The sequence below is a fragment of the Embleya scabrispora DSM 41855 genome (assembly GCF_000372745.1).
Taxonomy (GTDB): Bacteria; Actinomycetota; Actinomycetes; order Streptomycetales; family Streptomycetaceae; genus Embleya; species Embleya scabrispora.
Window position 1 is genome coordinate 339,205 of sequence record NZ_KB889561.1, and the last position, 22,517, is coordinate 361,721.

At 71.8% G+C, this 22,517-nt stretch carries 18 protein-coding genes; 13 read left to right on the top strand and 5 right to left on the bottom strand.

The features are described from left to right. Positions 1-65 precede the first annotated feature (65 nt). From A3IC_RS0101405 to A3IC_RS51920, 8 genes are all read left to right on the top strand, one after another. Entirely contained in the window at positions 66-923 is an 858-nt protein-coding gene (locus A3IC_RS0101405) for an isocitrate lyase/PEP mutase family protein (RefSeq protein WP_020548270.1), read from the top strand. Next, on the top strand, positions 920-1,846 hold the full coding sequence (locus A3IC_RS0101410) for a beta-ketoacyl-[acyl-carrier-protein] synthase family protein (protein ID WP_020548271.1): 927 nt from the start codon (positions 920-922) through the stop codon (positions 1,844-1,846). The genes A3IC_RS0101405 and A3IC_RS0101410 overlap by 4 nt, the downstream gene beginning before the upstream one ends. Positions 1,847-1,877: 31 nt before the next feature. Beyond that, positions 1,878-4,202, top strand: a complete 2,325-nt coding sequence (locus tag A3IC_RS0101415) for an iron-containing redox enzyme family protein (protein WP_020548272.1) — start codon at positions 1,878-1,880, stop codon at positions 4,200-4,202. 71 nt (positions 4,203-4,273) lie between these two features. After that, on the top strand, positions 4,274-5,338 hold the full coding sequence (locus A3IC_RS0101420) for a saccharopine dehydrogenase (protein ID WP_020548273.1): 1,065 nt from the start codon (positions 4,274-4,276) through the stop codon (positions 5,336-5,338). Beyond that, a complete protein-coding gene (locus tag A3IC_RS51915) occupies positions 5,331-6,629 on the top strand; it encodes a saccharopine dehydrogenase family protein (protein WP_020548274.1) in 1,299 nt (432 codons plus the stop codon). Before A3IC_RS0101420 ends, A3IC_RS51915 begins: the two co-directional genes overlap by 8 nt. Then, positions 6,626-7,960, top strand: coding sequence for an ATP-grasp domain-containing protein (locus tag A3IC_RS0101430; RefSeq protein ID WP_020548275.1), 1,335 nt, complete (start codon positions 6,626-6,628; stop codon positions 7,958-7,960). The genes A3IC_RS51915 and A3IC_RS0101430 overlap by 4 nt, the downstream gene beginning before the upstream one ends. 5 nt (positions 7,961-7,965) lie before the next feature. Further along, entirely contained in the window at positions 7,966-9,258 is a 1,293-nt protein-coding gene (locus A3IC_RS0101435; RefSeq protein ID WP_020548276.1) for an MFS transporter, read from the top strand. Between the two features lie 171 nt (positions 9,259-9,429). Continuing rightward, positions 9,430-12,291, top strand: coding sequence for a DEAD/DEAH box helicase (locus tag A3IC_RS51920; RefSeq protein WP_158695767.1), 2,862 nt, complete (start codon positions 9,430-9,432; stop codon positions 12,289-12,291). Positions 12,292-12,339: 48 nt separating this feature from the next. On the opposite strand, the gene A3IC_RS0101445 is transcribed toward A3IC_RS51920, so the two are convergent. Continuing rightward, the gene (locus A3IC_RS0101445) at positions 12,340-13,794 is read right to left on the bottom strand and encodes a serine hydrolase domain-containing protein (protein WP_052173160.1); all 1,455 of its coding nucleotides are present in this window, start codon (positions 13,792-13,794) and stop codon (positions 12,340-12,342) included. Between the two features lie 214 nt (positions 13,795-14,008). Between A3IC_RS0101445 and A3IC_RS0101450 the strand changes: the two genes are divergently transcribed. Beyond that, positions 14,009-14,854, top strand: coding sequence for a M55 family metallopeptidase (locus A3IC_RS0101450; protein WP_026217757.1), 846 nt, complete (start codon positions 14,009-14,011; stop codon positions 14,852-14,854). On the opposite strand, the gene A3IC_RS0101455 is transcribed toward A3IC_RS0101450, so the two are convergent. Beyond that, the gene (locus A3IC_RS0101455) at positions 14,851-15,792 is read right to left on the bottom strand and encodes an SMP-30/gluconolactonase/LRE family protein (protein ID WP_020548280.1); all 942 of its coding nucleotides are present in this window, start codon (positions 15,790-15,792) and stop codon (positions 14,851-14,853) included. The genes A3IC_RS0101450 and A3IC_RS0101455 overlap by 4 nt on opposite strands. A gap of 247 nt (positions 15,793-16,039) precedes the next feature. Here A3IC_RS0101455 and A3IC_RS0101460 point away from each other — a divergent pair, with 247 nt between their 5' ends. The 3 genes from A3IC_RS0101460 (at position 16,040) to A3IC_RS0101470 (ending at position 19,147) form a co-directional block, all read left to right on the top strand. After that, entirely contained in the window at positions 16,040-16,489 is a 450-nt protein-coding gene (locus A3IC_RS0101460) for an Lrp/AsnC family transcriptional regulator (RefSeq protein WP_020548281.1), read from the top strand. A 314-nt stretch (positions 16,490-16,803) separates the two neighbouring features. Continuing rightward, positions 16,804-18,834 (top strand): ATP-binding cassette domain-containing protein, encoded by a 2,031-nt coding sequence (locus A3IC_RS0101465; protein WP_086018393.1) that lies wholly within the window; start codon positions 16,804-16,806, stop codon positions 18,832-18,834. A 112-nt stretch (positions 18,835-18,946) separates the two neighbouring features. Beyond that, the gene (locus A3IC_RS0101470; protein ID WP_020548283.1) at positions 18,947-19,147 is read left to right on the top strand and encodes a hypothetical protein; all 201 of its coding nucleotides are present in this window, start codon (positions 18,947-18,949) and stop codon (positions 19,145-19,147) included. Positions 19,148-19,333: 186 nt separating this feature from the next. Here A3IC_RS0101470 and A3IC_RS0101475 read toward each other — a convergent pair whose 3' ends face one another. Further along, positions 19,334-19,894 carry a hypothetical protein gene (locus A3IC_RS0101475; protein WP_020548284.1) on the bottom strand — a complete coding sequence of 187 codons (561 nt, stop codon included), beginning with the start codon at positions 19,892-19,894 and terminating at the stop codon, positions 19,334-19,336. 323 nt (positions 19,895-20,217) lie between these two features. On the opposite strand from A3IC_RS0101475, the gene A3IC_RS0101480 reads away from it, so the two are divergent. Beyond that, positions 20,218-20,892 (top strand): HNH endonuclease family protein, encoded by a 675-nt coding sequence (locus A3IC_RS0101480; RefSeq protein ID WP_079026180.1) that lies wholly within the window; start codon positions 20,218-20,220, stop codon positions 20,890-20,892. A 114-nt stretch (positions 20,893-21,006) separates the two neighbouring features. On the opposite strand, the gene A3IC_RS0101485 is transcribed toward A3IC_RS0101480, so the two are convergent. Both A3IC_RS0101485 and A3IC_RS0101490 read right to left on the bottom strand, forming a co-directional pair. Then, a complete protein-coding gene (locus tag A3IC_RS0101485) occupies positions 21,007-22,116 on the bottom strand; it encodes a winged helix DNA-binding domain-containing protein (RefSeq protein ID WP_020548286.1) in 1,110 nt (369 codons plus the stop codon). A 12-nt stretch (positions 22,117-22,128) separates the two neighbouring features. Then, positions 22,129-22,392, bottom strand: a complete 264-nt coding sequence (locus A3IC_RS0101490; RefSeq protein ID WP_026217760.1) for a hypothetical protein — start codon at positions 22,390-22,392, stop codon at positions 22,129-22,131. Between the last annotated feature and the right edge of the window lie 125 nt (positions 22,393-22,517).

Below are 22,517 nucleotides of genomic sequence, written 5' to 3' on the forward strand. Positions count from 1 at the left end.
GTCAATACACACCGCCGAGAACGATCCGCAAACGATCCGACGGCATCGAATCGGAAGGAACGGCAATGCAGCTCGACCCGGCAGACCAGTACCGACGGGGTGTCTCCTTCAGCAAGGCACACGAGGGCGATCGGGCGTTCGTCGTGGCGAACGCGTGGGACGCGGGCAGCGCGCGCCTGCTGACCCAGCTCGGCTTCACCGCGCTCGCGACCACCAGCGCCGGCCTGGCCTTCGCCCTCGGCCGCTCGGACGGCGTGAACCTGCTGGCTCGCGAGCAGGCGCTGGACAACGCGCGCTCGATCGTGGCCGCGACGCCGTCGGCGGTCAGCGCCGACCTGGAGAGCTGCTACGGCACTTCCGACAAGGAGATCGCCCGCACCATCGAACTGGCCGCGGAGGCCGGCCTCGTCGGCGCCTCGATCGAGGACGCCACCGGCGACCCGCTGGACCCGATCCTGCCGGTGGAGGTCGCGGTGGAACGAGTCGCCGCCGCCGTGGCGGCGGCCAGGGCACTGCCGTTCCCGTTCACACTGACCGCGCGGGCCGAGAACTTCCTGTACGGCCGGGGTGATCTGGGGGACACCGTCGCGCGCCTTCAGGCATACCAGGCGGCGGGCGCCGACGTCCTGTACGCACCGTGCCTGCCCGACGTCGAGGCGATCCGCACGGTGTGTTCGGTGCTCGACAAGCCGGTGAACGTGCTCGCGGGGGTCGGCCCGGCGCTGTCGGTCGCCGAGTTGTCGGCGTGCGGGGCCCGGCGGATCAGTCTCGGCTCGGCGTTCGCCCGGGCCGCGATCGGCGGCTTCCTGCGGGCGGCCCGCGAGGTCCGCGAGCACGGGACGTTCGCCTTCACCCAACAGGCCGTGCCCTACGGCGAGCTGAACACCCTGATGTCCGAGCCGGCGACGGGCGAGCGCTCGTGAGCACAACCGCGGCGTATCTGCACGGGGCCGGCTACGTCCTGGGCGAGAACGAGGTCCACCACACCGAGATCGCCAATCTGGGCGCGCGTGCCGAGGAGTTGCGGATGGCACCCGCACCCGACCTGTGGGGGTGGGGCAACGTCCGCCGGACCGAGCACAGCCTGGAGGCACTCGCCGCCGAGAGCGCGACCGCCACCATGCGGGCCGCGGCGACCGCCCCGTCCGAGGTGGACGCGGTCGTGCTGTGTTCCACCAGGATCCCCGGGCCCTCGGAGGGCCACGGCAGCTTCATGGAGACCTTCCTCACCGAGGCGGGTCTGGGCGACATCCCGTTCTACGGACAAAACCTGAACCGCTGCGTGAACCTGCTGGCCGCGCTCGACACGGCGACCGCGTTCGTCGAAGCCGGCCGCTACCGGCGGGTGCTGGTGGTCACCACCGACCGTGCCGCACACGAGGACGACCGGGTGGCCGGCTACGCCCTGTTCAGCGACGGGGCGGCGAGTTGCCTGGTCACGGCCGAGGGCGAGATCGAGGGCGGCTACGAAATCCTCGCGTGCGCAAGCGCCCAGGACCGCGGCTCGCTGGCACACGCCAACGAGATCAGCGCGGATCTCGCCCGCACGGTGAACGAGCGCCTGCTCACCCCCGCGGGGATGAAACCCGGCGATGTCGCGGGTCTGATGCACGCGAACATCTTCAAACCCGTGGTCGTGATGAAGGAGCGGCAGGCCGGTTTCACCCCGACCCAGCTCCACCTGGACAACATCACCCGGATCGGGCACTGCTTCGCCGCCGACCCGCTGATCAACCTGGTCGACCGGGCCGCGGCCGGGCACGTCGAACCCGACCGCCACTACATGCTGGCCGCCGGGGTCCCCGGTCAACGGATCGGAGTACTGCTGCGCCGGGCCCGCGCATGACACCGGACGACACCCGAGCAGGAGATCCCGCATGACCCCCGCACCGAACATCCCGGACCGCGGCCGTGCCTTCGTCCCCTTCGTGCTCCCGGACACCCTCGACGCGCTGCCGCACCGCCCCTTCGAGTTCGGCCGCGCCGCCTGGGACGAGGCGGCGGCGGCGGTGCTCGCGGAGCCGGACGAGTTGTACCGGCGGCTCTTACGCGACCAGGAGTCGGAGTCGACGCTGCTGATCGCGCGACGCGTCATCGACGCCTTTCTCGACCCGGCGGACGGCGCGGCGAGGCTCCCGGCGGACGGCCGCCGGGACGCGGAGGCCGACACGGAGGCGGACGCCGAGACGATCGCGGCCCGAGTGCGCCACGCCCGCGCGGAATCGGCCGCGGCGATCAACGCGCTGACCCGCCTCGACGCGGAGTCGCGCGAGGCCGTCCTGCGTCAGCGGGCCCCGCTGGGCATGCTGGCCGGTTGTTGGCTGGACACCGTCTCACAACCGGCGACCCAACCCTCGATCGTGGTCAACCGGCTCTTCGCCCAACACCTGACCCTGCGCGGCACCGGCAACGCCCGGCCGGGCCAGGCGCGGCTGCGGCGCCGCGCACTGGAGCACGCCGGGATCCACCTTCCGGAGATCGCCGCCGCGGACTTCCTGGACCGGGCCCGAGCCCGTCCGCTCACCGCGCTGCACGGCTGCTTCTACCTGGCCCTGTCCCGGCTGCCGGCCAACTTCCTGCCCGAGGTCTCGGGCGTGCACTACACCTTTCAGGCGCTGGGCGTCGACGACCTGCTGACCGACACCGCGCCGCTGTTGTCCGAATCGGTCCTGCGCGAGGCCCTGGCCGAACACCTGGCGCTCGCCGGCCCCGCGGCTCGGCGTCGGCTGTACGCGGCCGTGCGCCTGACGCTCGACCTGGAGCGCGAGCACGTCGCGATGCTCACCGAACTCGGCGCCTGGCACGCCGGCCTCACGCTCGAAGCGCGGGTCGCGCGGATCGTCGCGCGACACGCGCCACTGGCCGGCCGTCAGCACGGCGGCGTCCGGGTCGGCGGCAGGCTGCTGTCCGAGGTCTTCGGCGCCGCCCGGATCGACCCGACCCGATTCCTGGCCGATCTCCGCGAATCGCCGCACCTGCGCGGGCCCGGCGACGGCAGTTGCCGGCTCGTCGACGCGATGCGATTCGGCGGGCCGATGTTCGGAATCTTCGACGAGCACGAGGCGGCGACCTTCCGGGCCTGGGCGGCGAGCGTACAGGCGGGCGAGCGGCCGGCGATCGAGATCGTGCCCGACGTCGCCGGTGACGGGCCGGCCGGCCGCCGGCAGGCCGCCATCGCACGCGGTGTGCCCGCCGACGTGGTGCTCGCCGAGGCCGAACCGCGCGACCATCGCGAGCTGTTCCATCGTCTGGTCAACATCGAGAATTTCGCCAATACCCTCCCGATGGCGGCCGAGCGGGCGCAGCGCTGCTTCGAGGAGGCGGAAATCCTCTTCGTGCACGGCGCCGGCGGCAGGTACACGGACGCGACCTGGTTCGACTACAGCCCGCAGGCGCTGTACGAGCGGGCGGAGCGGGTCTACTGGGAGAAATTGGTCGACCCGTACGAGCCGTTGCGGGAGATCCCGGATCGCGACGCGGTGATCTTCCGGCAATCCACCTACTACCTCACCTATCTGATCGACGGCGCCTGGCTGCACCGGCTCGGCAATCTCGGCCGCGACGAGCGGGAGAGCGACGGCATGTTGTTCGCGATCTACGCGGACGAGATGGGCAACGGCGACCTGCGCAAGAACCACATCACGCTGACCCACCGGGTTCTGGCCAGCGTGGGCATCGAACTGCCGCACATCCGCGACGAGGCGTTCATCGATCAGGACGAACTCCCGGACGAACTCTACGGGTTCGCGATCCAGCAGCTGTGCATGTGCCTGTTCCCGGATCGGTTCCACAACGAGATCCTCGGCTACAACCTCGCGATAGAGATGTTCGGCTCCGGCGAGATGCGGCTGCACGAGTTGCAGAAACTGCGCCACCACGGCATCGACGACTGTTACGAACAGGCGCATCTGACCATCGACAACTTCTCCGCCGGACACGCCAAACAGGCCGCCGACATCATCGTCGGCTACCTCGATCGGGTGGGGCGCACCATGGGCGAGGCCGCGGTGGCGGCGGAATGGCACCGTGTCTGGCGGGGTTACGCGTCGTTCGCGTACTTCCTCGAACAGCCGATGCTGAAGCGAATATCCGCCGCCGCGTCGGCGGACCGGACGACCACGCCGCAGCCCGGCGGTGCCGGTGCCGCCGATCCGGACCCGGCCGGATCCGACGACGACACGACGGCCGAACTGGTCATCTGAGCCCGATCCGGCGCACCCACGATCACGAACCGGCAAGCGGAGGGCACCACATGGCCGATCCCAGGAGACGCATGGCCGACCTCAGGATCACGATGCGACACGAAGTGCGCGAGAGCGAGCGGCGGGCTCCCATCGTGCCGGCCGACGCCGCGCGCCTGGTCCGCAGCGGCGTCGCGCTGACCGTCGAGCGCTCCCCGCAGCGGATCTTCCCGATCGCGGACTACCTCGACGCCGGCTGCGTCGCCGCCGAGCCGGGCGGTTGGCGCACCGCCCCGACGACCGACTTCGTCATCGGCCTGAAGGAACTACCCGACGAGCCGGCGAAGTTGACACACCGGCACGTGTACTTCGGCCACGCGTACAAGGGCCAGCGCGACGCAGCGGCGTTGCTGGGCCGGTTCGCGGCCGGCGGTGGTGCACTGCTCGACCTGGAGTACCTCACCGACGCGGATGGGCGCCGGCTCGCCGCGTTCGGCTACTGGGCCGGATACGTGGGTGCCGCGCTCGCGGTGCTGCGGCATCGGGGTCGACTCTTCCGCCCGCTGCGTCCGCTGACAAAGCCGGCCCTGGACCGGGAGTTGCGCCCATCCGCCACCGACACACCGGCGAAGGTCCTGGTCGTCGGCGCCCTCGGCCGATCCGGGCGCGGGGCCCGGGACGCACTGGCGGTGGCCGGGATCGAGCCGACCTGCTGGGACGTCGCCGAGACCGCCTCGCTCGACCACGCGGCGCTGCTCGATCACGACATCCTCGTCAACGCCGTCCTGGTGACCGCACCGACGCCGCCGTTCGTGACCACCGACCTGCTGCGCCAAGGGCCTCGCCGGTTGTCCCTGATCGCGGACGTCACGTGCGACGTCACCTCGCGGAACAACGTCCTGCCCGTCTACGACCGGATCACCCCATGGCACGATCCGGTACACCAGGCGACCGACGTGGGCGACCCCCTCGGAATCATCGCCATCGACAACCTGCCGTCGCTGCTGCCCGAGGAGGCCGGCGTCGCCTTCTCGGCCGAACTGACGCCCCATCTGTTGACCCTGGCGGAACCCGGGTTGCCGTGGCAGCGCTGCCTGCGGGCGTTCCGCGAGGCATGCCGAGCGAACGGCCTGGAAACGGAGAGCACCCATGTCTGACGCGATACCCGCCGGCAAGACCGTGCACTGGATCGGCACCGGCCTGTCCTCCGGCAGCGGACTGCGGGTGCTGACCGACCGGACACCGCGCGTGCTGGTGTGGGGCCGTACCGAGGTCAAGGCCGAACAGTGCCTGGCTCGATTGGGCCTGACCGATCGAGCCGGCGCGCGCACGTACGATCCGGCGCGACTGGCCGAGGAACTGCACACCGGCGACATCGTCGTGTCGATGTTGCCCGCGACCGAGCACGTCGCGCTGCTGCGGTTGTGCGTCGAGCGCAACGCGCACTTCGCGTGCAGCAGTTACGTCTCCGAGGCGATCCTGGCCGAGGTGCCGGCCGCGACCGAGGCCGGCCTGGCGGTGCTGACCGAGGCCGGTCTCGACCCGGGCATCGACCACCTGTTCGCCGACCTGCTGGTGGCCAGGGGCCGCGAGGTGGTCGGTGACGGTCCGGCCACGGTGGAGTTCACCTCCTACTGCGGTGGAGTCCCCGCAGTACCGAACGAGTTCCGTTACCGGTTCAGTTGGGCACCGCGCGGGGTGCTGGGCGCGCTGCTCGCCCCGGCCCGATACATCGACGAGGGAGCGCGGCGCACCGTCGCGCTGCCGTGGACGGCCACTCGCCCGCACGTGCTCAACGGCGAGACGTTCGAGGTCTACCCGAACCGCGACAGCGTCCCCTATCTCGCCCAGTACGCCCTGCCCGCCGCGTGGCAGGCGCGTGTGTTCGTCCGAGGCACCCTGCGTCTGGACGGCTGGCTGCGGGCGTGGCAGGACGTCTTCGGCACGCTGCGTACCGGCGACGGCGCCCGGATCGCCGCGCTCGCCGACGAACTCGCCGCCCGCCACCCGACCACGGATGCCGACCGCGACCGGGTGATCCTCGCCGTGGCACTCGACGTCGAGGGCGCGAACGGGCGTTCCTGGCGCGGCGAATACGTGCTCGACGCGACCGGCGAGCCGGCCGAGAGCGCGATGGCGCGCTGTGTGTCGCTGCCGCTGGCGTACGGAGTCTCCGAGATTCTCGACGGGCGGGCGCCCGCCGGTCTGCGCCGGGCCGCCGAGGGCGCCGACGAGGCCCGCCGCTGGCTGGCGTTCCTGAGCGCGAACGGCGTCGGCTACCGCTTCGCCGAGACGACGCGCTCCGCGCCGACGCAGGGGCGGGCGACGCATACCGAGGCGACACGGGACGAGCCGACGCACGCCGGGGGGACACGGGCGGGCGCGACGCAACAGCACACGGCAACGCACATCGATCAGGTGCCGACCCAGGAGGACAGCCAAGCATGACCGATCCCCGACTCGATGCGCGGATTCCCGACGGCCGGCCCGAGGCATTCATCCTGACCGGCTCCTTCCCGGTGATCCGTCGCAATCCGCTGTACCTGACCGAACTCTCCGGGCGCGGGCTGAAGATCCTGGTGATCACCGCGGAGTCCTACCGGGAGCAGGCGACGACGGCGATGGCAGACACCTCGAACCCCGCGTCACAGATCACCGAGATCGCCTACGTCACCGGCGACTTCACCGTCCAGGGTGCCTTCGTCGCGGGCGCGGTGGCACGCACGGCGGTCTGGCGCGAGCGGTACACCATCGTCGGCGCCTATGCCGTCGGCGACTATCTCGCCGAGCCGACCGGCCTGCTCGCCGACGGACTGGGCGTGCGCTCCCCCGGTCTACGGGCCAGCCGGGCCTGCCGCAGCAAGTACCTCCAGCGTTGGTACGCCCCCGACCTGAGCCCGGCCTCGCTGACCGTCCCGGCCGGTGAGCGGGAGAGCGCCGATCTGGCCGCGGTGCGTTTCCCCGCCGTGGTCAAGCCCGCCTCGCGCGCCTCCAGTTCCGGCGTCGAGACGGTCGAGGACGTGGCCGCGCTGCGCCGCGGGCTCGCCGCGTATCCCGACCACGAGGTCGTCCTGGTCGAGGAGAAGGTGATCGGCCCCGAGTTCTCCGTGGAGAGCCTGGTCCGGGAGGGCCGGGTGATCTTCGCGTCGGTGACCGACAAGGTCACCACCGACAGCCACGCCCACACCTTCGTGGAGATGGCACACAGCGTGCCCAGTGCCCGCGAGGATCTGCGGGAGGGGCTGCTTGCCGCCAACCACCGACTGCTCGACGCCCTCGCGTTCGAGAACGGGATCACCCACTCGGAGTGGCGGGTCGGCGGGGACGGTCGCCCACGCCTGATGGAGGTGGCCGCGCGTACCCCCGGAGACGGGCTGTTGACGCTCTATCAGCTGGCCACCGGGCGACCGCTGGAACCGGAGATCCTGCGCGTCGCGCTCGGCGAACCGGCCGACTACCCGCCGGCGCGCCGGTACACCCGGCAGGTCTACCTCGAACACCCGCCCGGGATCCTGGAGGACGTCGTCCTGGACTGGCCCGGTGTACGGCCCGAGTGGATCGGCGACAGCGGTGTCTGGCCGGACATCAAACCCGGCGCACCGGGCGACGAACCGACGTTGCGCGCGGTGCTCGTCCTCCTGGCGCGCGGCAGCTCGCTGGTGCCGCTCTCCAGCTCCGACGATCGCTCGGTCACCTTCTTCATCGACGCGCCCACGCCCGACGCACTCGACGCCCTGGAGCGGCGGGTCCGCGGCGCCATCCGCATCGTCACCGGCTGACGCCCATGACCGACGTCGCCCAAGGAGAGACCCACGCACACGAACGGGCCGCCGTGGTGGCCACGTTCCGGCACGCTCCGCTCCCGGCGAAGACGCTTCTCGCCGGTGCGTTCGTGAACCGTCTCGGCGCGTTCCTGAACATCTTCCTGGTGCTCTTCCTGACCTCACAGGGCTATTCCGCCGGGCAGGCGGCGTTCGCGCTGGGCGTGTACGGCGGCGGCGCCATCGTGGGGGTGCTGCTGGGCGGAGCGCTGTCGATCCGGCTCGGGGCGCGCAACGCGAGCGTGCTGAGCATGGTGGGGGCGAGCGTGCCCTTGGCCGCCATCCTCTACCTGCCCTCGTTCGGCCCGATCCTGGTCGCCGTGGCCCTGGTGAGCCTGGCCGGGCAGCTCTACCGGCCGGCGTCGGCGACGCTGCTGTCCGATCTCACCCCGGCGAATCGCCAGGTGATGATCTTCGCGATGTACCGCTTCGGTCTGAACCTGGGCACCACCGTCGCACCGCTGTTCGGGTTCGCGCTCTACAACCTGGCCGACAAGAGCTATGCCCTGGTGTTCTGGGTCGAGGCGCTGATCTCGCTCTTCTACGCGACCATCGCGTGGCTGACCCTGCCGGCACGGTCCGCCGACGGCGCGGCCAAGGGGGCCGAGCCCGCGAACGCGGACCCGGACGAGAAGGGCGCCGACGCGGACGGGAAGGTCGGGGCCGGGCGCGGCGGCTACCGGGCGATGCTGCGCGATCGGCGGTACACGCTCTACCTGGTGGCGATCTTCTTCTTCGGCGTCGTCTACGTGCAATACCTCTCCACACTGCCGCTGGACGTGCGGGACAGCGGCGTGGCGATCCTCTGGTACACGCTCGCGGTATCGCTGAACGGCTTCATCGTCATCTCCTTCGAGTTGCTGGTCACCAAGTACGCGCAGGCGTGGTCGCAGCGCTTGACGATCGCGTGGGCGCTCGTCCTGGTGGGCGTCGGCGTCGCCGTGTACGGGCTGCCGCTCGGCCCGGCCGTCATCCTGCTCGGCACGCTGATCTGGTCCGTCGGCGAGATCCTCGGCGGGCCGGCCACCACGGCCTACCCGGTGGTCGCCGGGCCCGCGCACCTCAAGGGCCACTACATCGGCGGCTTCCACTTCGCCTGGAGCCTGGGCGCGGCGGTCGGCCCGGTCGTCGGCGGATGGCTGTTCATCCGGCTCGGCCATCAGGTGTGGCCGGTGCTCACGGCCGGGTCGGTGTTGTCCATCGTGCTGGTGCTGCTGTCGGTGCGGGATCGACCGACGCCGGAGCCGAACCGGTGATCCCGGGGCGACGTCGGCCGACCGCGCCGCGGTGTGTCGGCGGTCCGGATCCCGGACGGTGCCGGGATGCTCGCGGCCGCGGTCGGGTCCGTCGGGCGCCTACCATTTCCACGAAGCCCGGCCGGCTCCGACCGCGGCCGCGGCACCTCGTACACGTGGAGACACACACCGATGCGGAACCGCTCAACGCCTGCGACGCGGCGTTTCGCGCGCGACTCCGCGCCCGCGCTGCGCCCGCATCAGCGCGATGCCCTCGCCGCGATCGTCCGTGAACTCGAGAACCCCGATCCCGACGCGGTCGCGAGCGGCCCGTACAGCGGGCGCCGCGCCACCGCCGTAATGGCCTGCGGTACCGGGAAGACCTGGGTCGCCGCGGGCGCCGCCGCCACGCTGGCCGGCCACGACCGCGTCCTGGTCCTGGTGCCCACGCTCGACCTGCTCGTGCAGACGGTGACCGCCTGGCAGCGGGCCGGACGCGTGGGCGGCAACCAGCTCGCGGTGTGCTCGCCGACCGGCGATCGCGCGCTGGCCGAGGCCGGCGTACGGACCACCACGAGCGCACCGCGACTCGCGCTGTGGGCGGACCGGGACGGCCCGCTCACCGTCTACGCCACCTACCAGTCCCTGGACACCATCCTGACCGCCCACCAGGGCCTCTACGGGCTGCGGTTGGCGCCTTGGCGACTGGTCTGTATCGACGAGGGGCACCGCACGAGCGGGTGGCTGGGCAAACGCTGGGCCGCCGTGCACGACGATCGACGGCTCCCGGCCCAGGCGCGGCTGTACCTCACCGCGACGCCACGCGTGTGGGAGCCGCCCGGCAACAGCGCCTACAGCGAGGGCACCGGCGAGGGCGCGGACGCGCAGCCCTCCGTGCTGGTCGACGAGCAGGCGTGGGAGGACGCGGCGCCGGAGTCGCCGCGTGCGGGCGACGTCGACATCGAGGACCGGGTCGGGCACGGCGAAGACGACGACCGACCGCCGGTGCGGGTGCGCGGCGGCCGGCCCGTGCACTCGGCGCTGCCCGTGCACGCGGTGGCGTCGATGGACGACGAACGCATCTTCGGCAGCACCGTCCACCGTCTGGAGCTCGCGGCCGGCTGCCGGCTCGGGCTGCTCGCCAAACCGCGGATCGTCGTGGTCGACGTGGCCGACCCGCACGTACACGACCTCGCCGCCGAGGCCGGCGTCGACCTCAACCGGGGCCCGGGCCGGCGCAGCCCGCGGGAGATCGAGGAATACCGGGCCGCACGACTGGCGGCCCTGCAGACCGCCGTGCTGCGCGTGGCCGCCGAGCAGGATCTGGCCACGGTGATCGCCTACCACGCGCGGACCGTCGAGGCGGAGGCATGTGCGCAGACGCTGCCCGCGGTCGCGGCGCGGTTGCACGAGCGGGACCCGGAGCGTTTTCCGGCGGCGGTGTGGGCGGACTGGTTGTGCGGCGAGCACGAGGTCGGTCACCGGCGCCGGGTGTTGGCCGACTTCGCCGCGCACACCGATCGCGTCGAACGGGCCGGACTCTTCGAACTCGCCGACGCCGACCGAAAGACGACGACCCGGCGGGCGGTGCTCTCCAATGTGCGTGTGCTCGCCGAGGGCGTCGACCTGCGCGCCGACGCGGTCGCGTTCATGGACCCCAAGCTCAGCGTGATCGAAATCGTCCAGGCGATCGGCCGGGTCCTGCGCCAGGAACCGCACGAGGGTCGCCTGGCGACCATCATCGTGCCGGTCTTCCTGGCCGCCGGCGAGCAGCCCGACGACATGCTCGTCTCCGACTCGTACCACTTCCTGGTGCGCGTGCTGCACGCGTTGGCCGCGCACGACAGCCGCGTCCTGGACATGCTCGCCACGCCCGCGCCCAGCGGCAGCGCTGTTCGGCTCTCGCCCCCCGGCGCCGGGCCGGCCCGGGACGACGACACCGGCGACGCCGAGTCCGAGCCGGCATCCGGTCACGCGGCGAGCGCGGACACCGGGGACCGCGACGACGGGGAGTACGTGGGCGAGGACGAGCGGGCGGCCGACAGGGATGCCGAGGAACGCTTCCTGGTGCGGTTCATGACCGAGCGCGATCCCGCCCTCCTCGCCGACTTCGTCAACCTGCGGGTGATCGACCCCGAGCGCCGCGACTGGCGCCGCGGCTACCTGGCGGCCCGCCGCCGGCACGCCGTCCAGGGAGACCTGCGCGTGCCGCTGGAGGCCATCGACTACGACCCCGAGACCGGCACCGGTTACCCGATCGGACAGTGGATCAGCGAACAGCGTCGGGCCTGGGCCGTGGGCGCGATCACGCTGCGCCGCATCAAGCTGCTCGAGGCGCTGGGCATGGTCTGGAACACCGACGACACCGCGTTCGAGGACGGACTCGCGATGTGCCGGGCGTACTTCGCCGTCCACGGCCACCTCGCCGCGCCCAAGACCGCCGCCGTCAACAACTATCCCGTCGGGCAATTCCTGGCCAACTGCCGCAGACCCCTGAGCTCCCGCAAGAACCCCGTCCGTTGGGCCGAACGCTGGGATCGGATCGCCGCGATCGACCCGGACTGGAACCCCGCCGGTCGTCCGGACCCGGCGCAGCGCTGGTCCCTGGAGTGGCAGCGCATGCTCGCGCTGGTGCGGCTGCACCTCGAAGCCGGCGGAAAGCCGGATGACCTCGTCCCGGGCCACACCATCGGCGGCGAGGACGTCGGCGCCTGGCTGCACCGGCAACTGCGCGGCGCGGGCACGCCGACCGAGGCGCAGCGGCGGGCCCTGCGTTCGGTGGGTGTGCCGGTGCCCGCCGAGCGTTCGGGCGAGCGGCCCCAACCGGCGCGGCCGGTGGACCGCTGGCGGCTCACCCTGACCGCGGCACGGGCGTTTCGGGCTCGTGAGGGGCACCTGCGGGTGCCGCGGGGGCACGTCGAGACGATCGAGATGGACGGCGCCGCGCATCCGGTCAGGCTCGGTGTCGCCTTGGCCAACGCCCGCCGGCGACGGGCCGGTTGGCCGGCCGACCGGATCGAGGCGCTGAGCGCACTCGACATGAGATGGACATAGCGGTCGGCGCCGACGGCGCCCCGGCGGCGCCGTCCACGACCGCGCTCGTCACCCGGCGGGGGTCGCGCTGTCCCTGACCCGGCGCAACGCCCGTCCCATATGCAGGAATTCGGCCTGTTCGCCGGCACCGAGGAACACGTACGAGGCGTGTCGCCCGCCCTCGGGTTCGGCGGTGATGAGGGTTCGCGCGTCCAACGGCACGACCCGGCTGGTGGCGGCCTCGTCGCCGACCAGTTCGGCGATGGGCCCGATGGTTTGCGCGGTGAAGGTCAGGCCGTCCTCGGTCTCGGCGATGTCGATCCGCATGGCCGGCGACGCATACCGGCCGACGACGTAGCCCACGTCGATCGACACCGGTTCGGCGGGTGGCGCGGGCAGGTCGGGGACCTCGACGCCGCCCACGGTGCCCAGTAGTTCGCGGACCAGGTCGAAGGCGACGTACAGCGCGCCGCCGTTGGTCAGCAGCGCGACCGAGAACTCGCGCGAGGGCACCACGCGCAACATCGCACCGTGGCCGATCGTGCCGCCGTCGTGGCCGATGACGGATGCGCCCGGCCAGTCGTACAGGTTCCAGCCCAGGCCCCACGACCTGCCGAGGCGGCCGTCCCCGATGATCTCGATCTGCGGTTCGCACATCGCTCGCGCGGACTCCTCCGACAGCAGGCGCGTGCCGTCCGGGAGCAGCCCGCGGCGGATGTGCGCGGCGGCGAACTCCAGCAGGTCCCGCGCGCTCGCGGCGAGCATGCTCCCGGAGGGTCCGCCGGCGCGGGACATGTGGTGGATGGGCGCCTTGACCGGCCCGTCGGGTCCGCCCAGGTGGCCGATGGCCGTGCGGTGCAGGATCGACTCGCCCGCGTCGTTGGCCACCTCGGTCAGACCCAGCGGCGTGATCACGCGTTCACGCAGGGCCTTCTCCCAGGTGCCGCCGGTCAACACCTCGACGACGCGGCCGAGCAGGTCGAATCCGCTGTTGGAGTACGAGAACGTCTCGCCCGGCGGGAACAGCGGCTTGCCGGCGGTCGCCAGGCTCGCCTCCAGGCGCTCCAGGGCATCGTGTCCGGGGCCGTGGTCGTCGTACAGTTCGCCCTCGAAGCCGCCGGTGTGACACAGCAGGTGACGGATCGTCACCCGTGCCGCGGCGTCCTCGTCGACGAGTCGGAAGTCGGGGAGGTAGGTGCGGATCGGGGCGTCCAAGTCGATCAGCCCCTCGTCGACGAGTTGCATCACCAGGGTGGTGGTCCACACCTTGGTGATCGAGCCGATCTGGAACAGCGAGTCGGTCGTCGCGGGGTAGCCGGTCTCGATGTCGAGCACGCCGACCGCCGCGGTCACGGTTCGATCGCCCAGGCGGACCGCGATGCTCGCGCCGGGTATGCCCGCCTTCTCGGCCAGTTCGGCGAGCCGGTCCCGAAGGTATTCCGGCGTCGGCAGGGACGTCGCACTCGACAGATCCGGGCGACCGGACGACGGCGTGGCGGCCGGGGGCTGGGCGGATCGTGCCATGGACGAGCACCTCCTGGATCGGCGGCGGGAGCGCCGCGGTGAGCGCTCACGGTAGGCAGCACCCGAGATGCCCGGCTCGTCGCCCGCGACGAAGAACCGTCGGCGAACCTGTACGAATCGCCAACGCACGAACGGGGTGAAGTGCGTGATGCTCGGCGGGGCGTCGCGCACCCCGCGAACCGGCCGAGCAGGGCGCAACGAACGGGAGAACCCGATGGACGTGTACATCTCGATCGACATGGAAGGCATCGCGGGTATCGCCACGATCGACCAGATCGTGCGTGGGGGCGGCGGCTACCGCAACGCGCAGGAGATGATGACCGGCGAGGCGAACGCGGCCATCGAGGGTGCGTTCGCGGCGGGCGCGGACAACGTGCTGATCAATGACAGCCACGGCACGATGGACAACCTGCTCGCGCGTGACCTGGACCCGCGGGCCCGGGTGATCCAGGGCAGCCCCAAGGCCCAGTGCATGGCGAGCGGCCTGGGCGAAAACCACGGGGTGGCGCTGTTCATCGGCTACCACGCGGCGGCCGGCGCACCGGGCGTGCTCGCGCACACCTTCTCGTCCGACTTCGGGGCGGTGCGGCTGAACAACCGGACCGTCACCGAGGCCGAGGTCAACGGACTGCTCGCGGCCCAACACGGCGTCCCGATCGGGCTGGTGACCGGCGACAACGAGGTCTGTGCGGCGACGGCCGCGGCGTTCCCGGGCGTGATCACGGTGCCGGTCAAGACCGCCGAGGGCGTGCACGCGGCGAACAGCGTGCACCCCTCCACGGCCCAGGATCTGATCCGGGCCGGCGCGGCCGCGGCCGTGGAAAAGGCCGCGACCGTGGAGGCGTTGGAGCTGCCGGAGAAGTTCGTCTTCGAGGTCGGGTTCCAGATCCCGCTGGCCGCCGAGATCGCGGCGTCGACGCCGGGCGCCGAGCGGGTGGACCAGTTGACCGTGCGCTGCGAGGCGCCCGACCCGAACGGGGTGATCGACCTGGTCAACATCTGGGCCACCATCGCCGCGCACTCCGCCCGCTCCCGCCTGCCGATGCTGGCCGTTCGCTAGCGCACGGCGGGTCGACGTCCGGGAAGACGCGGGGTGCCCGTCACCGACATGACCAGCGAGTACAGCGCGTTGTTGGCGGCGAGGAACATGCGGTTGAGCTTGGGGCCGCCGAAGGTGATGTTGGCGACGGGTTCGGGCGTGCGGATGCGACCGATGAGGGTGCCGTCGGGGTCGTAGCAGTGCACGCCGTCGACCATCGCGGCGACCCACAGGCGGCCCCGGTCGTCGAAGCGGATGTTGTCGAACCGGCCCTCGCCCGGACGGCATTCGACGAACACCGAACCCTCGGACAGGGTCCCGTCCGGGCGGACGTCGAAGACCCGGACGTGGTTGGCCCGGGTGTCCGAGACGTAGAGGCGCTGCTCGTCCCGGGACAGCACCAGCCCGTTCGGCCCGGAGAACCCGTCGGCCACCAGGCGCACTTCGGCACTGACCGGGTCGATGCGATAGACGTTGGTCGCCCCGATCTCGCTCTCCGCGCGGTACCCCTCGTAGTCGGTGGTGATACCGAAGTCCGGGTCGGAGAAGTAGATCGAACCGTCCGAATGCACGACGGCGTCATTGGGACTGTTCAGCCGCTTGCCGCCGAAGCGGTCGGCCAACACGGTGATGGAGCCGTCGTGTTCGGTGCGGGTGACGCGCCGGTTGCCCTGTTCGCAGGTGACCAGGCGGCCCTCTCCGTCGAGAGTGTTGCCATTGGGGTGTCCGGCGGGTGAACGAAAGACGCTGACGACGCCGTTGGTCTCGTCCCAGCGCATCATGCGGTCGTTGGGGATGTCGCTCCAGATGAGGAAGCGCCCCGCCGGGAAGTAGAGCGGTCCCTCCGACCACCGGCCGCCGGTGTAAATGGTCTCCAGCCGGTCGTCACCGTTGGTGCAGCGCTCGGTGCGGAAACGTTCGTCGATCACGTCGTAGATCGGGGTGCGGGCATCCGACATCGTCTCGCGACTCCTTGCAGTCACTGAACATCGTCTTGGTTCTCTGCATGAATACAGAATATGATTCGGTGTCGTCAAGGTCCGGGTGAACCCGATCTCGTTTCGACGAGCCGATACGGAGGGAACGGACGAGCGCTCGGCCGGGTCCGCGAGGCCCGCGGCACCGCGGGCGTACGCGGTCGCGGCGGGTCCGGCACCGCTCGCTACCATCGAGCCGCCCCGATCGGCGCGACTACGGAGGAAGCCCATGGACGACATCGACCGGGACCTGCTCGCGCTGCTCCAGCAGGACGCCGGCCGCACCTACGCCGAGCTCGGCAGGGAGGTGGGACTGTCCGCCGGTGCCGCGCACGAGCGAGTGCGCAAGCTGCGGGCAAGCGGTGTGATCCGCCGTACCGTCGTCGACGTGGACCCGGCAGCGGTGGGCCTGGACGTCCTGGCCTTCGTCACCGTCGACTCGGTGGCCTGGATGGGTGACTCCGGCCCGGCCTTCGCAGCCGTCACGGAGATCCAGGAAGCGCATGTGATCGCCGGGACGGCCTCGGTGCTGCTCAAGGTCCGCACCACGTCGACCGAGGCGATGCAGGACGTGCTGCGCCGCATCCACGCGATCGACGGAGTCAGCAGCACACAGGCCACGGTGGTGCTCGAGACCTTCTTCGAACGAACGATCCCCACCGGCGGCACCGCCGGCTGAACCGACCGCCGGACTCGGGTGCGGACGGCGCCCCCGCGCGTGCCACCCGTTCGCGGACGTCTCGTTCTCCGCCCGCGTGCGCCCGGCGCGCGGCGGCGGCGCCGACGAGATCCCGGACCCTGCGCGGTCCTTCCCGGAGGCCGTCCGATCACGCCCGGCAGCGACTCGTTTGGTCGAGCGTCCGATCCGGGCGCCCTCCTCGCCCCCGCGCCTTGCTCGCACATCGGTGCGCTCTGCCGGGGCCGGGCACACGCCAGAAGCATGAGCGGACACTCCCGCAGGCGATCTCGCCCGCACGTTCAGGAGGCACCGCGATGAGCACGAGAGCCACCGGAGGAGACCCCTCCTCATCACACGCGAAACCCCGCTCCTCCGACATTCCCCACCAGGCCGGCGCCGATCGACCGACCGCCCCCGCCGTGCCGAGCGCGCCACCGGCCGCGGCCGAACCGGCCGAACCCGACGCGGACGAACCGGTCGACCAGGAACCGCAGTTCGCACCACCCGGACGCGACACCGCGGTCGCGCTGACCAGGATCACCACCCGGGCGATGGCGGCCCGCCTGCCCCGACTGATCATCCGCGCGATGCGCCTGGCCTGGCGGGCCGACCCGGGCGCGCTGATCGCGCTGCTGGTGTGCCAGGTCCTCGCGGGGCTCCTGGAAGCCGGTGGTCTGCTCGCGACGACGGGCACGATCACCGCACTGATCTCCGCCGGCGACGTCACCGACCGCCTGCGCGAGGCCCTGCCCTCGATCGTCCTGCTCGCCTCGGCGGTCGGCGTGCGCGCCGTACTGGGCATCGCCGTCGTCGGCCTGTCCGCCCGGGTCACCCCTCGCCTGACCCGCGAATCCGAATGGCTCCTCCTCCAGGCCGCCTCCCGGGCCGAGTTGGCCGCCTACAACCACCCCGGCTACCAGGACCGATGGGATGCGGCCGATCGCGGCCTCCAGTCGATGCGCGGCCTGATGCCGCAATCGCAGGACGTGCTCGCCGCCTGCGCGTCCCTGATCGCCGCCGCGTCCGTGCTCACCATCCTGCACCCGGTGCTGCTCCCCCTGCTCCTGCTCGGTGCGCTCCCTCGCGGCGTCGCGGCGGTACGCGGAGCCAGGGTCGAGTACCTGACCACACTCCGCACCCAGGACGAGCGGCGGCTGCTCAACATGCTGCGGTGGCACATCTCCGACCAGCGCTGGGCCGACCAGGTGCGCGCGTGCACGATGGCGCCGTACCTGCTGAACCGGTACTCGATCGCCGCCGAACGCGTGCAACGCGTCACCCAGGCCGGCGCCTGGACCACCGCGAAGATCGGCCTGGTCGGCGCCGCCATGGGCGGCCTGGCCGCGAGCCTGGTGTGGGCCACGCTCGCCTACCTGCTGTCCACCGGCGCGATGTCGGTGGCCGCCGCGGGCACCGCCGTCATCGCGCTGCGCACGGTGGGAACGGCACTGGGCGCTCTGGTGATCTCGGGCAGCCGGCTGTACAGCGTCGGCCTCTACCTCGACGACTGGGCCCGTTTCCTGGACGAAGCCGGCGGCCACGGCATGAAGCGGGGCACCCGCACCCCGAATTCGCCGGTCGTCGTGCGCGCGGAGAAGGTCACGTACAACTATCCGGGCAAGGCGACCGCTGCCGTGGACGGCGTCGACCTGGAGGTGCGCAAGGGCCGGATCCTGGCCCTGGTCGGCGAAAACGGCTCCGGCAAGTCCACCCTCTCCCGCCTCCTGTGCGGTCTCTACCTGCCACACGAGGGCCGGGTCACCTGGGACGGGAACGACATCGCGGACCTCGACCCGCATGCCGCCTGGGCCCACCTCGGGTACGTCCCGCAGGAAATCGCCCGGTGGCCGCTGTCCGCCCGCCTGAACATCAACCTCGGCCAACCCCGCGCCGACGACGCCGACGCCCTCGATCGCGCGGCGGCGGCCTCCGGCGCGGACGACGTCATCGCCGGACTCCCCCGCGGCCTCGCCACGCTCCTGGCCCGTGAGTGGTGGGGCGGCATCGACCCGTCCGTGGGTCAATGGCAGCGCTTCGGCATCGCCCGCGCCCTGTACGCGGAACCGGGCCTGATCTGCCTGGACGAACCCACCTCCGCGCTCGACCCCCGGGCCGAGCACCGGATCTTCGCCGGGCTGCGCGACATCGCCCGGGGCAGCGCCGTGGTGCTGGTCACCCATCGCCTGGCCAACGTGGCGGTGGCCGACGAGATCGTCGTCATGGAATCGGGCCGTGTCGTACAGCGCGGTGCGTTCGAGGAACTGCTGGCCGACACGGACGGGTTGTTCGCCGAACTGTGGCGCCTGCAACAGGACCGCGGCACCGAGTCGCGCGGCCGGTCGTGACCGACCGCGCCACCCGACGCCACGCGCATCCGCCCGCCCGATCCGACCCATGGCCCGGCATCGGCGTCGGAGCCACGAGACCGCTGCCCATCGACGACGAGGAAGGCCAACTGTGGAAATCGGAACGAAGGTCAAGGCCGTCCAGGACCTCGGCGGTGCCCTCGCCCAGTCGGTCCCCGCGGGGACCCGGGGCGTAGTCGTGGGCCACCGATTCGACGGACGCCTCGACGTGGCCTTCACCCTCCCGGGCCTTTTGGGCGGCACCCGTTCGGTCAACGTATGGGTGACCGACACCGAAGTGACCAAACTCTGAACGAACCCGCCGACCACACCCCGACGCCGACAAGGGCGCACCCGCTCGGACTTCCCGAGCGGGGTGCGGCCGGCCACCCCGTGCGGGACGACGGGCGACGCGCGTTCGATGCGAACGCATCGCCCACGGGCGGCGGTTCGGGCCGTAGCACCGCCGCCCGCGGGGAAACGCGCCACCGAGAGCGGGTCAGTCCGATTCGGCCATGCCCTCGGCCACTCGTCTGACGGCCGCCGCTTCGTCGGGCCGGTTGCCTTCGTCATAACGGTCGGCCAGTGCCTTCGCCGCCTCGATGAGGGTGTCCGGTTCGGCGCGGCCCGGTTCCGGACCGGTCGTCAGGGCGCGGACGGTGAACTCCAGCACGTCCACGAGCGCGGCCGGCTCTCGGCCGCCGGCCACGGCCGACGTGTAGGCCGCGAAGCCGAGGACGCCGAACCGAACGTGCGCGAGCCCGTTCTCGGGCTCGGCCTCGCGCAATCGGCCCATCACCTCGATGGCGCTGCTCAGGCAGCGGAAGGCCATCCCGTGGTTGCCCAACGTGGTGAACGCCGCGGCACAGTCCTCGAAGGCGTCCGCGGTCGCGAACGCGTCGCGCGTCGGCAAGTCCTCGGTGAGCAACTCGTACGCGGTGAACGCCCGGACCGATGCGCGACGCTCCTTGCCCTCGGCGGCCAGTTCCCGAGCCCGTCGGGCGAGCGCCCGACCTCCGTTCCTGGGGCCGAGGTCGGCCGGTCGTCGACCAATGCGCATGGATGTCCTCCGATTCGTACCGCATCACGGGCCGGCTCCCGACGAAGCCCACGACATTCCGACGCACCGAACCCGATGGACGTTCCGAACGCCCCGCGCTCGTCCGACACCCGCACCCGCCTCGATCACGACACGCGCCGGATCGGCGGACCGCTCACGATCCCCCGACGACCCGCCTCTTCGGCCGAGTTCACGACAACCTCTCGTGCGCGTACGGGACTCGGCGGTGCCTCGTCACCAAGAATTCATGCCGCGCGGGGTCCCGGTGGACCGGGTTGCTCGGGCACGCTGGGCGCGCCGATCCGCGCCCGGATCCGGGCCGGATGCCGCCACCGCCTTCGGGAGGCCCCGCCGTGTCCACTTCGCCCGCGCTGCGCCGTGCCGCAACCACCGTATGCATAGCCGGACTTGTTCTCGCGGCGACAGCCACCGCGACCGCCCCCGCGCATGCCGTGCCGCCCACGCCGATATCGGCGGCGACCGCCCGCTCGTACCTGGCCGGCACGACCGCGACCGCCGAGACCCACGGCGACAGCTACGACCGCGACCTGTTCCCGACCTGGATCACCATCTCCGGGACCTGTGACACCCGTGAATGGATCCTCAGGCGCGACGGCACCGGCGTGAGCACGAACAGCGGGTGCACCGCGACCTCCGGCACCTGGACCAGCGCCTACGACAACGTGGTGACCACCAACCCGTCGACGTTCGACATCGACCACCTCGTACCGTTGTCCGAAGCCTGGGCCTCCGGCGCCTGGGCCTGGACCACGACCCGACGTCGCGCCTTCGCCAACGACGTGAGCGCTCCCCAACTCATCGCCGTCTCGGCCTCGTCCAACCGCTCCAAGGGCGACAAGGATCCCGCCCAGTGGCTCCCGCAGGCGTCCTACCGCTGCACCTACGCCCGAGCCTGGGTCCAGGTCAAGCACGACTACGCGCTCACCGTCGACTCCACCGAGAAGAGCGCGCTCACCACGATCCTCAACGCCTGCTGACCCGACACCCACCGACCGTCCGCGACCCGTCACCCCGGCCGACGCCCCACACGCACCCGCCCGCGCATCGCGGGCCGTCCGCTCCACCTCCCGGCATCACCGGGCTCGCGGGGTTCATTCCGGCGGGCAGGTGCCGTGCCGGAGGAAGTCGATGACCTCTGCCCGTTCGGCGGCGACGCCCGCTTCGACGAGAGCCGGCAGCGGCTCGAACGCGTCCACCTCGACGGAGCGGCCGGCGGCCAGGCGGGTCCAGGTGGCGACGGCCAGGCCGTCGACGACGACGGTGGGGCGGATCAGGCCGCCGCCCGGCCGGATTCGGCCCTCATACGCGGCGGGGACGGACAGTTCGCGGGTGCGGTAGCCGACGAGGTAGTTGTCGTAGGCCGGCAACATCCGCACGTCCGGGGTTTCGGACGGCGTGCCGGCCGGGCCCTCGCCACGATCGCTCGCCCCGGTCGGCTCGCCGTCGGCGGTGATCGCACCCGCCCGGCCCAGCGCCTTCCAGGCCGTGCGGGCCCACGTGATCGGCAGGCCCGACCAGGTCGCGAAGTCCGCCGCATCGACGGGCCCGTGCGCCCTCAGGTAGCGCAGGGCCAGTTCGGTGAGTGCGGCGTCCGTCTCCGGTTCCCGAACCCCGGGTTGCACCGGCAGCCAGTCGTCGAGCAGGACGTAGCCGGCTTCGCCGGCGCGCCGTGGACCCTGGCACAGGATGCCGGTGAGTGCCGCGTGGCGGATCAGATGGAACGGCGCCTGCCCGTGAGTCGCGATTCCGAGGGTGGCGAGGTGTTCCGTCAGCTCGGGCCGCGTGAGCGGCCCGTGTGCGGTGAGGACGCGCCGGATCAGGCGGTCCGCGCGCTCGCGCAGGCTTTCGTCCAAGCCGAGTTCGCGGTAGCGGCGATCGGTGGCGCCGAGGATGCGGGGCGCGAGCAGTCGCAGGATCCAGCGGACGTCCGCGGCGGCGACGGTGTGCAGGGTGCCGCGCATGAACCAGCCGCGGACGATACTTCTCTCGTCCTCGTAGGCGACGCGGATGTCGTCCGCGTCGATGTTTCGGCCGCGTACCCGGATGCCCAGGTCGGCGGCGGTGGCGTCCTGGGCCTGGATGGCGAACACCCGTCGCAGGACCGCCTCCACGGAATCCTCCCGGAGCCTTCCGGCCAGCCCCTGCGCGCGGGCGCGCATCCCGCGGACGCGCTCCTGATCGAGCACCGACACTGCCTCCATGCCCGTCCTCGGCTACCCGTTCACGCAGGTCTTCAGGAAGCGTGCCTCGCTCAACCGCGTCATGTCCGGGACGATTCCCCACGCACGACGGCACCGGTCGGTGGTGGGTTCGATACCGGCCCCGGTCATCGTCGCCCGCGACTGACGGGCGAATTGGTCGCTCACGCGGTCCCGTTCGTCGTCCCCGCCGTCGCCACCACCACATCCGGCCGCCGCGACGAACACCGCGACGGTCGCGAACCCGCGGAACCGCCGTCCCAACCCCATGATTGCCACCAGCGGGACACTAGCAGCGTTCGCGACGGCGGATCGGCGAACGCCCGTGCGGTTCGGTGACCTTCGGGGCGAGCCGACCCGCTGCGGCACCCGTTCCCCGCGGGCGGGACGGACCACCTCGCATT

Bases quoted from the DNA above. Each gene is read 5' to 3' on its own strand.
- A3IC_RS0101465 (WP_086018393.1), top strand. From the start codon at position 16,804: ATGAGCACGAGAGCCACCGGAGGAGACCCCTCCTCATCACACGCGAAA.
- A3IC_RS51915 (WP_020548274.1), top strand. From the start codon at position 5,331: ATGTCTGACGCGATACCCGCCGGCAAGACCGTGCACTGGATCGGCACC.
- A3IC_RS0101435 (WP_020548276.1), top strand. From the start codon at position 7,966: ATGACCGACGTCGCCCAAGGAGAGACCCACGCACACGAACGGGCCGCC.
- A3IC_RS0101480 (WP_079026180.1), top strand. From the start codon at position 20,218: ATGCCGCCACCGCCTTCGGGAGGCCCCGCCGTGTCCACTTCGCCCGCG.
- A3IC_RS0101475 (WP_020548284.1), bottom strand. From the start codon at position 19,894: ATGCGCATTGGTCGACGACCGGCCGACCTCGGCCCCAGGAACGGAGGT.
- A3IC_RS0101455 (WP_020548280.1), bottom strand. From the start codon at position 15,792: ATGTCGGATGCCCGCACCCCGATCTACGACGTGATCGACGAACGTTTC.
- A3IC_RS0101485 (WP_020548286.1), bottom strand. From the start codon at position 22,116: ATGGAGGCAGTGTCGGTGCTCGATCAGGAGCGCGTCCGCGGGATGCGC.
- A3IC_RS0101460 (WP_020548281.1), top strand. From the start codon at position 16,040: ATGGACGACATCGACCGGGACCTGCTCGCGCTGCTCCAGCAGGACGCC.
- A3IC_RS51920 (WP_158695767.1), top strand. From the start codon at position 9,430: ATGCGGAACCGCTCAACGCCTGCGACGCGGCGTTTCGCGCGCGACTCC.
- A3IC_RS0101415 (WP_020548272.1), top strand. From the start codon at position 1,878: ATGACCCCCGCACCGAACATCCCGGACCGCGGCCGTGCCTTCGTCCCC.
- A3IC_RS0101450 (WP_026217757.1), top strand. From the start codon at position 14,009: ATGGACGTGTACATCTCGATCGACATGGAAGGCATCGCGGGTATCGCC.
- A3IC_RS0101445 (WP_052173160.1), bottom strand. From the start codon at position 13,794: ATGGCACGATCCGCCCAGCCCCCGGCCGCCACGCCGTCGTCCGGTCGC.
- A3IC_RS0101405 (WP_020548270.1), top strand. From the start codon at position 66: ATGCAGCTCGACCCGGCAGACCAGTACCGACGGGGTGTCTCCTTCAGC.
- A3IC_RS0101430 (WP_020548275.1), top strand. From the start codon at position 6,626: ATGACCGATCCCCGACTCGATGCGCGGATTCCCGACGGCCGGCCCGAG.
- A3IC_RS0101420 (WP_020548273.1), top strand. From the start codon at position 4,274: ATGGCCGACCTCAGGATCACGATGCGACACGAAGTGCGCGAGAGCGAG.